Source organism: Pseudomonas fluorescens group sp. PF-69 (assembly GCF_054481235.1).
The window spans coordinates 6,069,543-6,082,989 of the sequence record NZ_JBTMNC010000001.1 but is presented as its reverse complement, the minus strand read 5'-3'; the positions used below and the strand labels follow the sequence as shown (position 1 = coordinate 6,082,989).

Sequence of the window (13,447 nt, the reverse complement as noted above, 5' to 3'; positions counted from 1 at the left end):
GCTTACTTCCATCTGTTTACGGCCTTATGGCCGCCGTAGAGGCGAAATCATGAAGACAACCATCGAATTGCCTCTCCTGCCATTGCGTGATGTCGTGGTTTATCCGCACATGGTTATCCCGCTGTTCGTGGGGCGCGAGAAATCCATCGAAGCCCTTGAGGCTGCGATGACGGGCGACAAGCAGATCCTTCTGCTGGCACAGAGAAACCCTGCAGACGACGATCCCGGCGAAGATGCGCTTTATCGCGTAGGTACGATTGCCACCGTTCTGCAGTTGCTGAAGCTGCCTGACGGCACGGTCAAGGTTCTGGTCGAAGGCGAGCAACGCGGCGCCGTGGAGCGTTTCAGTGAAGTGGACGGCCATTGCCGTGCTGAAGTCTCCTTGATCGACGAAGTCGACGCGCCTGCGCGCGAGTCGGAAGTGTTCGTGCGCAGCCTGCTGTCGCAGTTTGAACAATATGTGCAGCTGGGCAAGAAAGTCCCGGCTGAGGTCCTCTCGTCGCTCAACAGCATCGATGAGCCTGGGCGCCTGGTCGACACCATGGCCGCGCACATGGCCCTGAAGATCGAGCAGAAGCAGGAAATTCTCGAAATCATCGATTTGTCGGCCCGGGTCGAGCACGTTCTGGCGCTGCTGGATGCCGAGATCGATCTGCTGCAAGTCGAAAAACGCATTCGCGGTCGTGTCAAAAAGCAAATGGAGCGCAGTCAGCGCGAGTACTACCTGAATGAGCAGATGAAAGCCATTCAGAAGGAGCTCGGCGACAGCGACGAGGGGCACAACGAAATCGAAGAGCTGAAAAAGCGTATCGATGCCGCTGGCCTGCCAAAAGACGCGCTGGCCAAGGCTACGGCCGAACTGAACAAGCTCAAGCAAATGTCGCCAATGTCCGCGGAAGCGACCGTGGTGCGCTCGTACATCGACTGGCTGGTTCAGGTGCCGTGGAAGGCTCAGAGCAAAGTGCGTCTGGATCTGGCGCGCGCCGAAGACATTCTCGACGCCGATCACTACGGTCTGGAAGAAGTCAAAGAACGAATTCTCGAATACCTCGCCGTTCAAAAACGCGTGAAAAAGATTCGTGGCCCGGTGTTGTGCCTGGTGGGGCCTCCTGGGGTGGGCAAAACCTCCCTGGCGGAGTCGATTGCGCACGCCACCAACCGTAAATTCGTGCGCATGGCCCTCGGCGGCGTACGTGATGAGGCGGAAATTCGTGGTCATCGCCGTACTTACATCGGTTCGATGCCAGGAAGATTGATTCAAAAGATGACAAAGGTGGGTGTTCGCAACCCGCTGTTCCTGCTCGATGAAATCGACAAGATGGGCAGCGATATGCGTGGCGACCCGGCGTCGGCTTTGCTGGAAGTGCTCGATCCCGAGCAGAACCACAATTTCAACGATCACTATCTGGAAGTCGATTACGACCTGTCCGATGTGATGTTCCTGTGCACCTCGAACTCCATGAACATTCCGCCGGCGCTGCTGGACAGGATGGAAGTGATTCGTCTGCCGGGCTACACCGAAGACGAGAAGATCAACATCGCGGTCAAATACCTTTCGCCCAAGCAGATTACGGCCAATGGCCTTAAGAAAGGCGAGCTGGAATTCGACGCCGAAGCGATCCGCGACATCATCCGCTACTACACCCGCGAAGCCGGTGTACGGGGGCTGGAGCGGCAGATTGCCAAGGTTTGCCGCAAGGCGGTCAAAGAGCATGCACTGGAAAAACGCTTCTCGGTGAAGGTCACCGCAGACATGCTGGAACACTTCCTGGGCGTGCGTAAGTTCCGCTACGGCCTCGCTGAACAGCAAGACCAGATCGGTCAGGTCACCGGATTGGCGTGGACTCAGGTGGGCGGTGAATTGCTGACTATCGAAGCCGCCGTAGTACCGGGTAAAGGCCAGCTGATCAAGACTGGTTCCTTGGGTGACGTGATGGTCGAATCGATCACCGCTGCCTTGACCGTTGTCCGTAGCCGCGCGAAGAGCTTGGGGATCCCCCTGGACTTCCACGAGAAGCGTGACACGCACATCCATATGCCGGAAGGGGCGACCCCGAAAGACGGCCCTAGCGCCGGTGTGGGCATGTGCACGGCGCTGGTTTCGGCGCTGACGGGTATCCCTGTGCGCGCGGATGTCGCCATGACCGGTGAAATCACCTTGCGTGGTCAAGTGCTGGCGATCGGTGGCCTGAAAGAAAAACTGTTGGCCGCTCACCGTGGCGGGATCAAGACCGTGATCATTCCGGAAGAGAATGTGCGCGATCTGAAGGAAATTCCCGACAATATCAAGCAAGATCTACAGATTAAACCGGTTAAATGGATTGACGAGGTCCTGCAAATTGCGCTGCAATACGCGCCGGAGCCCTTGCCAGATGTGGCTCCGGAGATCGTCGCGAAGGATGAAAAACGCGAGTCGGATTCCAAGGAAAGAATTAGCACGCATTAGTACGTATTTGCCTGAAGGGCTTCCTTGACAGCTTTTTAGAGCCCTTGTTATAAAGCGGCTCTTAAGTGTCTGTAGGCCATTCAGCACTCGTTTTTGCTTTCACCAAAAAAACTTAGAATCATACTCAAATAGATATAAGGGGACTTAGAGTGAACAAGTCGGAACTGATTGATGCTATCGCTGCATCCGCTGATATCCCGAAAGCTGCTGCTGGCCGTGCGCTGGACGCTGTAATCGAATCCGTCACTGGCGCTCTCAAGGCCGGCGACTCTGTTGTTCTGGTTGGTTTCGGTACTTTCTCCGTAACTGATCGTCCAGCTCGCATTGGTCGTAACCCACAGACCGGTAAGACTCTGGAAATCGCAGCAGCCAAAAAACCAGGTTTCAAAGCCGGTAAAGCTCTGAAAGAAGCTGTCAACTAAGTTCGATTCAGGTTTTTGCCTATCCGGGTCGGGGTCATGCCTGACCTGGCAGCGGAGCGGTAGTCCAGTCGGCAGGTGCCGGTCCGAGACGCCGAGGCTCGCAAGTTCGAGTCATCGGTCCGCTCCGCCAGTTACGAGAAGGCGCATCCTCGGATGCGCCTTTCTTCTATCCGGATTCTACCCACGCTCCACGGTTGCCTAATTTTGAAGTTCAACCGTTTATGGGGGACGCATGCTGCAGAATATCAGGGACAATTCACAAGGCTGGATTGCCAAGACCATTATCGGGGTCATCGTTGCACTGATGGCTTTGACCGGTTTCGACGCCATTTTCAAGGCCACGACGCACAACAATGAAGCGGCAAAGGTCAACGGCGAACAAATCAGCCAGAACGAGCTGAGCCAGGCGGTCGATATGCAACGCCGTCAACTCATGCAACAGCTGGGCAAGGATTTCGATGCTTCCTTGCTCGACGAAAAAATGCTGCGCGAATCGGCCCTCAAAGGCTTGATCGACCGCAAACTGCTGCTGCAAGGCGCAGAGAGCTCGAAATTCGCTTTCTCCGAAGCGGCATTGGACCAGGTCATCCTGCAAACACCTGAATTCCAGGTGGATGGCAAGTTCAGTCCAGAGCGTTTCGATCAGGTTATTCGTCAGCTCGGCTATAGCCGCCTGCAATTCCGTCAGATGCTGGCTCAGGAAATGCTGATCGGTCAATTGCGCGCCGGCGTTGCGGGCAGCGGTTTTGTCACCGATGCACAGGTCCTGGCTTTCGCCCGTCTGGAAAAACAGACCCGCGATTTCGCTTCCCTGAACATCAAGGCTGACCCGGCGGCTGTGAAGTTGACCGACGATGAAGTCAAAGCCTATTACGACGAACACGCCAAGGAATTCATGACGCCAGATCAGGTGGTCATCGATTACCTGGAGTTGAAGAAGGCCTCCTTCTTTGATCAGGTCAGCGTCAAGGACGAAGACCTGCAAGCGGCGTATCAGAAAGAAACCGCGAACCTGTCCGAGCAACGTCGGGCGGCGCACATTCTGATCGAAGTGAACGACAAGACCACTGAGGCGCAAGCCAAGGCCAAGATCGAAGAGATCCAGGCCCGTCTGGCCAAAGGCGATAAATTCGAGGCTCTGGCCAAGGAATTCTCCCAGGATCCGGGTTCGGCCAACAACGGTGGCGATCTTGGCTACGCGGGGCCGGGTGTCTATGATCCAGCGTTCGAAAAAGCATTGTATTCATTGGCCAAGGATCAGGTTTCCGCGCCGGTTCGCACCGACTTCGGTTTCCACCTGATCAAGCTGTTGGGTGTGGAAGCGCCGGAAGTGCCGACCTTCGCCAGCTTGAAAGACAAGCTGACTCGCGAACTGAAGGCCCAGCAGGTCGAACAGCGCTTCGTCGAGGCAACCAAGCAACTGGAAGACTCTTCGTTCGAGGCGTCCGATCTGGCTCAGCCGGCGCAGGACCTGAAGCTGACCGTTCACACCTCCAAGCCGTTCGGCCGTGAAGGTGGCGAAGGTGTTACGGCCAACCGTGCCGTGGTGACCGCAGCGTTCAGCCCTGAAGTACTCGATGAGGGTGCCAACAGCACTGCCATCGAGCTCGATCCGGAAACCGTGATCGTCTTGCGCGCCAAGGAGCACCTCAAGCCTGCGCAGTTGCCGCTGGAAAGCGTCGCCGGCCCGATCCGCGAGCAATTGACCAAGGAGCACGCCAGTGCTGCCGCCAAGACCAAGGCTGACCAGCTGATCGCCAGTCTGCGTGATGGCAAGACGCCGTTGGACAAGGCGATCGACGGACAGAACTGGAAAGTCACCGCCGGCGCGACTCGCGCTCAGGAGGGGGTTGACCCAACCGTGCTGCAAGCGCTGTTCCGTATGCCGAAGCCTGTCGCGAAAGACAAGCCAGCCTTCAGTAGCGTGACGTTGCCTGACGGCAGCCTGATGATCGTGCGCCTGAACGGTGTCAACGAAGCCGCAACGCCAACCGAAGAAGAGAAGGCTCAGTACCGTCGCTTCCTCGCTTCGCGCGTTGGCCAGCAGGACTTTGCGGCTTACCGCAAGCAGCTGGAAAGCCAGGCGGACATCAAGCGTTTCTGATGCCCGACTGAGTTTTGCGCTTATCAAGAACCCCGGCCGAAAGGTCGGGGTTTTTTGTTTGTGCAATTGTCATCAATCTTCCGGGATCTTTTGCCTAATATCGGGATCAACGGACCTGTAACTGTTTTAAGACACAATCGTTGCGCCGCTAAGCATCGATCTGTTGCACAATACGCCCCGAACCGATTTCCTCAGGATGTTCAATGTTTAAATCATTTCCCATGCGTGTTGCCGGGCTGGCGCTGGTGCTGGCCGTTGCGGCCGGGTGCTCGTCGAAAAAAGCCGCCATCTACGAGCATGAGAACTTCGCCGACTCCGGTACGTTTTCCCGGAACTATCCGGTGACTGATGCGCAATCCTGTGAAGCCGCCCGTCGGGCGTTGCTTAGCCAGGGCTACATCATCACCAGCAGCGATCCGAAACTGGTCAGTGGTCACAAGAGCTTCCAGCAGACCGGTGAGACCCACATGGAGATCAGCTTCAGTGTGGTGTGTACCGATGATGGTAGCGAGGGGCACCACGCGACCATGTTCGCCAATGCCCTGCAGGACCGCTATGCATTGAAGAAGACCAACAACTCCGCCAGTCTCGGTGTCGGTGTGTTGGGTTCGGTGTCGATGCCAATAGGCTCGTCTGACGATTCGATGGTCAAGGTCGCCAGCGAAACCGTATCGTCGGCCAAGTTCTATGAGCGTTTTTTCACGCTGGTCGAGCTGTTCCTGCCACCGGAGGCGAAGAAGGCGGCACACATCACCGAAAAACCGAAAACCGATCTGGGAGTGCCTGAAGTCAAGGCTGCTCCGGCTCCGTTAGCAGCGACCCCGGCACCGGCAGCAGAACCTGCACCCGTAGCGGCCCCAGTGCCCCCTGCGCCCGCTGAAGCCGCTCCCGCAGCCTCTGAACCGGTTGCGCCGCCGGAAACCGCGCCAGTTGCGGCGACCCGGAGCGAAGAGCCGGCCGCGTCCTCGGAAACCATTGCGCCGCCGACCCATTCAAGCGACATGCCGCCGCCGACAGAACCGATTCCGGCGATGCCTGTTACCGGCCAATAGCGGGTTGCAGCGTCGCGGGTGTGAAAAACCGCTCCCTTTGCGCTGCACAGATTGACCCACGTCAAACCAGGCTGCTGTTCTGCGGCCTGTCTCGAAAAAAACGCTGATAAATGCCTGACCGCCTGCTACGTTTTATCGTAGAGCGAAGGCGTGTCGTGGCTGCGTCATTTTTCTTTCATGCGCGGACTTTATGCTCAAGTTGCTGGTCATTTATTCAGACAATTTTCAATGAGCCGTGGGGGATTCAAAATGGACGATTATCAGGAAGAGCTGCTCGAGTATCAGGCGTTTGAACTGGACCCGCTGGAACCAGCCGAAGACGCGACCGAGCTGTAAGCGTCAGGCTAACTGACGGTGGCTGCGGCGAAATTCGCCGGGGGTCTGACCGTTCCAGCGCTTGAAAGCGCGTTGAAAGGCTTCGGCTGAGGCAAAGCCCAGCAGATAGGCGATTTCTCCGAATGCCAGTTCGGTATCGCGAATGTAGGTCATGGCCAGGTCGCGACGTGTGTCGTTGAGAATTGCGCGAAATTGCGTGCCTTCCTCGGCAAGTCTGCGACGCAAGGTCCAGGTGGGCAGCTTCAGGCGTGCCGCCACTTCTTCCAGGTCGGGTTCCCGGCCGCCATTGAGCAACGGCCCCAGCAACTGAGTGATACGTTCACGCAGGCTGCGGGTGCGTGTCAGTTGCTCCAGTTCCCGCTCGCACAGTTGCAGCAAGTGTCGCCAGGTGCTTGGACAATGTTCAGGGTTTCGCTGAGCGAGACTCTCCAGGCCCAGGCGCAGCTGATTGTGTTCGCAGCCGAACTGGATCGGGCAGTCGCCCAGCACTTCATAGTCCGCGCGGTAATCGGGGGCTTCGAACTCGATCTCGATGCGCTCGGCGCGCAGTGGAGCGGGGCTGACACTGGACAATTGCTGCAACCAGCCGGCAATGATCGAGTCGACCACAAAGCGGTTATAGCTGTTGTAAGGGCTGATCGAGTAGAACCTCAGCCAGGCACCCTGGGGGTCTTCGTGAAAGCTTGACTGTCCGCGATAGTTGGAACCATACAAGGCTTCAAAACGGATCAGGCAACGTGCCGCTTCGCGCACGGTCGGCGCCTGGGAGGCGGTAACTCCGGCGAGGCCCGCCTGGCTCAAGCGACTGTATCGGCCCATGCGCAGGCCGAGTGCCGGGTTATCGGTCAACTGAATTGCGCCATGGCCCAGGCGCATGTAGCGGGGTATCGAGAGTCGGGCACACGCTTCGCCGAGTCGGGCTGCGTCGAGGCCGTATTGTTCGAGCAAGGGTTGCGGGTCTACTCCGTGGCTGCGTATGGCGTCGGCCAGACTGTGAACAAAACCCACTGACAGGTCGCCCAGACGCATCGGAAGGGATTTCATGCGCTACAACCAGAGATTCAGCAGGCGCGCACCATGCGCGTTGGCATCGACGAACTGCTGGCCGCTGCTGCTGATGAAGCTTTGTCCGGCGCTGCCCTGATCCCAGAATTGCCCGCGCAGAAACACGCTGACCCCGGCGGTGGCCTGACTGGCCGGTGCCTGCGTCGTGAGGGTCAGGTGCTGCCACGCCTGGCCTTCGCTGAGCTCTCCTGGCTTGAGGTTGACAGAGGCTGGCGTCGACGAGCCCCGGTATCCTCGCCACGGTTGATCCCAGGTGCCGCGCCCGGCCAAATAGGCCGGAACCGCAACCAGTTGCACGCGCAGATCGTCGAGCTTGCGATAATTTTCCGGATACCAGCTGTCGCGACCGATCAGCACGCCCAAGCGTCCGGCCGGTGTGTCGACCACATTGAGCGAATGCTCGCCACTGGCCTTGACCCCATCCTGCTTGGCAAACATCGGGTGCATCTGGCGTTGCGGTTGTCCGATTGGCAGGCCATCGCGGCTAAACACCACGCTGCTGTTGTAAAGCGCACCGTGGCCGATTTTCAGGGTGCCATCGATGATGCTCGGCTCGGGCAATACAATGGAACCTGCCACCAGTGTCACGTTGAATTCTTTCGCCAGGCCGCCAAACAACGCCTGGTAATCCTTGGCCATGCCTTTTGCTTTCATGCGCAGGTGAGCATCGTCCAGGCGGTTGCCGCCTTCGGCGCTGATCAAGGCACGGACAAATTTCAAGGGGTTGCTCACGGCCAGCCAGTTCATGGCTTCCTTCAACGTGCTGGCCTGATACAGCTCATCCTTCTCGCCGCTGACCATCAGCCAGGTGCCGACATGCTCCGGCAGGACCACGATGGTTTTCTCGTTCAGCAATCCCTGGTCCTTGGCTTTCTGCAAGTAGGCCGCGAGTTTGCGGTGCAGGCGTTCAGGGCTCTGATAGTCGGTGGGAAAGAGTTCGGGCTGGATGCCCAGCAGATTGCCGCGATCGGCAGGCGTGCCCTGATCGACGGCCAGGTTGATCCGCAAGTCCGAGAGGTAATGCCCCGCCGGGCGATCCGCGGCCCACATGGCGTAGGTCGTCAGGACAGCAATCAGCGCCATGGAGAAGGTCAGGTACAAAAGTTTGCGCATGGGGAAACAGTCAACGGCCGCGAGCAGGATTCGTCGACTAGGGTATGGCCCATGTCGACGCTTGCCAAGGGGTGCTGCGCATTTGGATCAATAAGTTGTCAGTTATGGTCATTGAGTGACAACGACTCGGCTCTTAGTCTGTCGAACATGACTGACGGGGGCCACGAGAGCTTCCGCATTTTTCCCGTGATCGCTCGATGTGGAGTTTCCGATGACCGCCGCCCATTACCCGCACCTGCTGGCCCCGCTGGACCTGGGTTTCACCACGTTGCGCAACCGTACCCTGATGGGGTCGATGCACACCGGCCTCGAAGAAAAACCGGGTGGGTTCGAGCGCATGGCGGCCTATTTCGCCGAGCGTGCCCGTGGGGGTGTCGGCTTGATGGTCACCGGTGGCATCGGTCCGAACGACGAGGGCGGGGTGTATTCCGGCGCCGCCAAGCTGACCACCGAAGAAGAAGCGCTCAAGCACCGGATCGTGACGCGCGCGGTGCACGAGGCGGGTGGCAAGATCTGCATGCAGATCCTTCACGCCGGCCGTTATGCCTACAGCCCGAAACAGGTCGCGCCAAGCGCCATTCAGGCGCCGATCAACCCGTTCAAGCCTAAAGAGCTTGACGAGGACGGCATCGAGAAGCAGATCCGCGATTTCGTCACCTGTTCGACCCTGGCGCAACAGGCCGAATACGACGGCGTCGAAATCATGGGCTCCGAAGGGTATTTCATTAACCAGTTCCTCGCCGCTCATACCAACCACCGTACCGACCGCTGGGGCGGCAGCTACGAAAACCGCATGCGCCTGCCGGTGGAAATCGTCCGCCGGGTGCGCGAAGCGGTCGGTCCGAACTTCATCATCATTTTCCGCCTGTCGATGCTCGACCTGGTGGAAGGCGGCAGCACCTGGGAAGAAATCGTGCAGTTGGCCAAGGCCATCGAGCAGGCCGGTGCGACCCTCATCAACACCGGGATCGGCTGGCACGAAGCGCGGATTCCGACCATTGCCACCAAGGTGCCGCGTGCGGCGTTCAGCAAGGTCACGGCCAAGCTGCGTGGGGAGGTAGGCATTCCGTTGATCACCACCAACCGCATCAACACCCCGGAAGTCGCCGAGCAGATTCTGGCCGAAGGCGATGCCGACATGGTCTCGATGGCGCGGCCGTTCCTCGCCGACCCGGACTTCGTCAACAAGGCCGCTGAAGGCCGCGCCGACGAAATCAACACCTGCATCGGATGCAACCAGGCGTGCCTGGACCACACCTTCGGCGGCAAGTTGACCAGTTGCCTGGTCAACCCGCGTGCCTGCCACGAAACCGAACTCAACTATGTGCCGGTCAAGCAGATCAAGAAAATCGCCGTGGTCGGTGCCGGTCCTGCGGGATTGTCCGCCGCGACCGTAGCGGCCGAGCGCGGCCATCAAGTGACGCTGTTCGATTCGGCCAGCGAAATCGGCGGCCAGTTCAACGTCGCCAAGCGAGTGCCGGGCAAGGAAGAGTTCAACGAGACCCTGCGTTACTTCAACCGCAAGTTGCAGACCACCAACGTCGAACTGTGCCTGAACACCCGTGTGGATGTGGCAAGACTGGTCGAGGGCGGTTACGACGAGATCATCCTGGCGACCGGCATTGCGCCAAGAACCCCGGCGATTCCGGGTGTCGAGAATGCCAAGGTCCTGAGTTACCTGGACGTGCTCCTCGAGCGTAAGCCCGTGGGCAAACGTGTCGCGGTGATTGGCGCCGGTGGTATCGGTTTCGATGTGTCGGAGTTCCTCGTTCACCAGGGCGTGTCCACCAGCCTGAACCGCGATGAATTCTGGAAAGAATGGGGCATCGATACGCACCTGGAAGCGCGCGGCGGTGTCGCCGGGATCAAGGCCACGCCCCATGCCCCGGCCCGTGAAGTGTTCCTGCTGCAACGCAAGAAGTCCAAGGTCGGCGACGGCCTGGGCAAAACCACCGGCTGGATTCACCGTACCGGTTTGAAGAACAAGCAGGTGCAGATGCTCAACAGTGTCGAATACCTGAAGATCGACGACCAAGGTCTGCATATCCGCATCGGCGAAACCGGCGAGCCGCAAGTGCTGCCGGTGGACAATATCGTGATCTGCGCCGGGCAAGACCCGTTGCGCGAGTTGCAGGAAGGCCTGGTCGCGGCGGGGCAGAACGTGCATTTGATTGGTGGTGCGGACGTCGCGGCGGAGCTGGATGCCAAGCGGGCGATCAATCAGGGTTCGCGGTTGGCCGCTGAGTTGTAATCGCAGCTGCTAAGATGCCGGCTCTTTTTCCTGGGCCGGCATCAATGCTTTCTCCTCCCGCAAACTGGCGACCCCAAGCCCCCCTCGAACCACTGCAACTCGACTGGCTCAGCATCGCCAGAATCGAAGTCGCCATCCTGCGCCTGGATCAGATCGACCCGCTGATCAGCGGCAACAAATGGTTCAAGCTCATCGAACACCTCAATGCCGCTGACCGGGCGGGTGCCGAGGGCATCATCAGCCTCGGTGGTGCGCATTCCAATCACCTTCACGCGCTGGCCGCCGCCGGCAAGCGCCTGGGTTTTGCCACGGTCGGCCTGCTGCGCGGACATCCTCAGCAAACGCCCACCGTGAAAGACTTGCAGGCGTTCGGCATGCAGCTGCACTGGCTCGGTTATGGCGGCTATCGCGCGCGGCATGAAGCGGGTTTCTGGCAGCCGTGGCAATCCCTCTACCCGACACTGCACCCGGTACCGGAAGGCGGTGGTGGTTTGCCAGGCGCGCTCGGCTGCATGTCGCTGAGAGGGCAGGTCGCTGCGCAGCTGGCCAGTGTCGGCTGGAGCGACTATGACGGTTGGTGGCTGGCCTGCGGAACGGGCACGACCCTGGCCGGCCTGGTGCTGGCTGAAGCGGGGGATCATCCGGTCTACGGCGCGTTGGCGGTGCCCGACGATCATGGGGTCGCGCAGCAGGTCGAGAGGATCGTTGAAGAAGCGGGTGAAACCACAGCAGTTTATGAACTGTTCGACGCCAGTCGTGGCGGTTTTGCCCGCGTCGATCCGCCGTTGCTCGAATTCATCGAAAAGACCGGGCAAACCAGCGGCATTCCTCTGGAACCGCTGTACACGGGTAAGGCGTTGCTGGCGCTCAAACAGCAAGTCGAGGCGGGCCGGTTTGCTCCCGGGACGCGACTGATCTTCATCCATACCGGTGGCTTGCAGGGCCTGCGAGGGTTCGGTTCGCAGCACTGAAGGGCATCAGAAACCAGTGTGGGAGCAAGCTTGCTCCCACATTCAGGTATTGCGGGTCTCAGGAATTGCGGCTCACCGTTTGGGCATCATCCGCAGCAAGGTGTTATCGCCGACCACGTAGTGATGATAAAGCCCGGCCAACGCGTGCAGGCCAATCAGCCAATAGCCGATGGTTGCGCCCAGTTCATGCCAACCCTGGATTTGTTTGGCCAGTGCTTTGTCTTCAGCGATCAGCATGGGCAGGTCGATACCATAAAACATCACTTGATTGCCTTTGGCACTGGTGACCAGCCAGCCGAGAATCGGCATGGTGATCATGAAGAGGTACAGCGCCCAGTGCATCAGCCTGGCCATCACCGTCTGCCACCGAGGGGAGGCCGGGAAGATTTGCGGCGCCGGGCCCAGGCTGCGAGCAAACAAACGCAACCAGACCAGAACGAACACGGTCAGGCCGAGCATGAAGTGCAATTCCACGATCAGTGTTCGCCCGCCACTGCCCTTGGGAAAAATCCCGCGAAATTCTATGCAGGCATAAACCAACGCCAGCAAAACCAACATCAACCAATGCAGCGCTATCGAGACGGTGCTATAGCGCGAATCGGAATTTTTCCATGGCATACGGTGTTCCTCACAGGTCAGCTCAAGCCACCGTTCTTCTTCGACGGTGTGCTTTTACTGTAATCCTGTTTCACCGTGTTTGCCTGTGGCGATCGGTCACGGGAGCACTGGTTCATCTGATTGACAGCAAAAAGCGCCGGTTCCGTTCAGACACTGGCGCTGTTTTTGGAGGTATGGCAATCAGTGGGCTTGTGGCATTTCACCGTTGGCCAGGCGCTTGTTGATATCGGCGATCACGGCCGGCAAGTCAGTGATGGTGTCGATCATGTAATGCGGGCGCGAGCCTTCGAACAGCGCATGGATACGCTTGCGTTCGCTGTCGAGTTTATCGCTGTCCAAGGCGCGATAACCCTCGTAGTCCAGGCCCAGGGCGTTGCCCGAACAGATCAGCGCCACGGTCCACATGCCGGCGCGGCGACCTTCGAGAATGCCTGGCACGGTGTCGTCGATCTTCACGCAGGCGGCGACATCGTCGATGCCCAGGGCTATCACGTTGGCCAGTGCCTGTGCCGGCCATGGGCGGCCATTCGGTACCTCGTCGGTGGCGACCACGTGATCGGCCACGTAACCGTTGGTGGCGGCCAGTTCGACCACCTTGTCCATGACCTGTTTCGGGTAACCGGAGCACGAGCCGATCTTGATCCCTTGCTGGCGCAGGTGGGCGATGGTGTCCAGTGCACCCGGGATCAGCGCCGAGTGCTCGGCGATTTTCTCGATTTGCAGCGGCATGAAGCGTTCATAGATGGCGGTGACGTCATCGTCGGTGGGCGTGCGGCCAAACACAGTGCGGTAGCGCTCGGCGACTTCCGGCTGATTGCACAAGGTGCGGATGTGGTCCCACTTGCCCATGCCCATTGGGCCACGGGCTTCATCGATGGACACCTGGACGTCGAACTCGGCGAAGGCCTCGACAAAGATCTGCGTCGGCGCGAAAGAACCGAAATCGACCACGGTGCCGGCCCAGTCGAGGATGGCGGCCTGGAGTTTGTTTGGGTTGGTGTAGTTCATGGTGATCAAGTCCTGTGGCAACTGGCTAATAGGGGCGATGCGGTGACTGTGGGAGCGAGCC

11 protein-coding genes are annotated in these 13,447 nt (G+C 59.1%); 7 read left to right on the top strand and 4 right to left on the bottom strand.

Going from position 1 to position 13,447, the window contains the following annotated elements; genetic code table 11:
* The first annotated feature begins 49 nt into the window (after window positions 1-49).
* From lon to ACX3YF_RS28325, 5 genes are all read left to right on the top strand, one after another.
* Window positions 50-2,446, top strand: coding sequence for an endopeptidase La (lon, locus tag ACX3YF_RS28345; RefSeq protein WP_130207731.1), 2,397 nt, complete (start codon window positions 50-52; stop codon window positions 2,444-2,446).
* 149 nt (window positions 2,447-2,595) lie between these two features.
* Window positions 2,596-2,868 (top strand): HU family DNA-binding protein, encoded by a 273-nt coding sequence (locus ACX3YF_RS28340; protein ID WP_002552737.1) that lies wholly within the window; start codon window positions 2,596-2,598, stop codon window positions 2,866-2,868.
* Window positions 2,869-3,100: 232 nt separating this feature from the next.
* Window positions 3,101-4,972, top strand: coding sequence for a SurA N-terminal domain-containing protein (locus ACX3YF_RS28335; RefSeq protein ID WP_458945608.1), 1,872 nt, complete (start codon window positions 3,101-3,103; stop codon window positions 4,970-4,972).
* Between the two features lie 203 nt (window positions 4,973-5,175).
* The gene (locus ACX3YF_RS28330; RefSeq protein WP_448646203.1) at window positions 5,176-6,024 is read left to right on the top strand and encodes a DUF2242 domain-containing protein; all 849 of its coding nucleotides are present in this window, start codon (window positions 5,176-5,178) and stop codon (window positions 6,022-6,024) included.
* Between the two features lie 150 nt (window positions 6,025-6,174).
* Entirely contained in the window at window positions 6,175-6,360 is a 186-nt protein-coding gene (locus tag ACX3YF_RS28325; RefSeq protein ID WP_130207725.1) for a hypothetical protein, read from the top strand.
* A gap of 3 nt (window positions 6,361-6,363) precedes the next feature.
* On the opposite strand, the gene ACX3YF_RS28320 is transcribed toward ACX3YF_RS28325, so the two are convergent.
* Window positions 6,364-7,404, bottom strand: a complete 1,041-nt coding sequence (locus ACX3YF_RS28320; protein ID WP_130207723.1) for an AraC family transcriptional regulator — start codon at window positions 7,402-7,404, stop codon at window positions 6,364-6,366.
* 3 nt (window positions 7,405-7,407) lie between these two features.
* A complete protein-coding gene (locus ACX3YF_RS28315) occupies window positions 7,408-8,538 on the bottom strand; it encodes a nitrilase-related carbon-nitrogen hydrolase (protein ID WP_130207721.1) in 1,131 nt (376 codons plus the stop codon).
* A 211-nt stretch (window positions 8,539-8,749) separates the two neighbouring features.
* Between ACX3YF_RS28315 and ACX3YF_RS28310 the strand changes: the two genes are divergently transcribed.
* Window positions 8,750-10,789, top strand: coding sequence for an oxidoreductase (locus tag ACX3YF_RS28310; protein ID WP_448646294.1), 2,040 nt, complete (start codon window positions 8,750-8,752; stop codon window positions 10,787-10,789).
* A gap of 44 nt (window positions 10,790-10,833) precedes the next feature.
* Window positions 10,834-11,760, top strand: a complete 927-nt coding sequence (locus tag ACX3YF_RS28305; protein WP_130207717.1) for a 1-aminocyclopropane-1-carboxylate deaminase/D-cysteine desulfhydrase — start codon at window positions 10,834-10,836, stop codon at window positions 11,758-11,760.
* 72 nt (window positions 11,761-11,832) lie between these two features.
* On the opposite strand, the gene ACX3YF_RS28300 is transcribed toward ACX3YF_RS28305, so the two are convergent.
* Both ACX3YF_RS28300 and phnX read right to left on the bottom strand, forming a co-directional pair.
* A complete protein-coding gene (locus ACX3YF_RS28300) occupies window positions 11,833-12,378 on the bottom strand; it encodes a cytochrome b (protein ID WP_458974679.1) in 546 nt (181 codons plus the stop codon).
* Window positions 12,379-12,558: 180 nt separating this feature from the next.
* The gene (phnX, locus tag ACX3YF_RS28295; RefSeq protein ID WP_130207713.1) at window positions 12,559-13,386 is read right to left on the bottom strand and encodes a phosphonoacetaldehyde hydrolase; all 828 of its coding nucleotides are present in this window, start codon (window positions 13,384-13,386) and stop codon (window positions 12,559-12,561) included.
* Window positions 13,387-13,447: the final 61 nt, after the last annotated feature.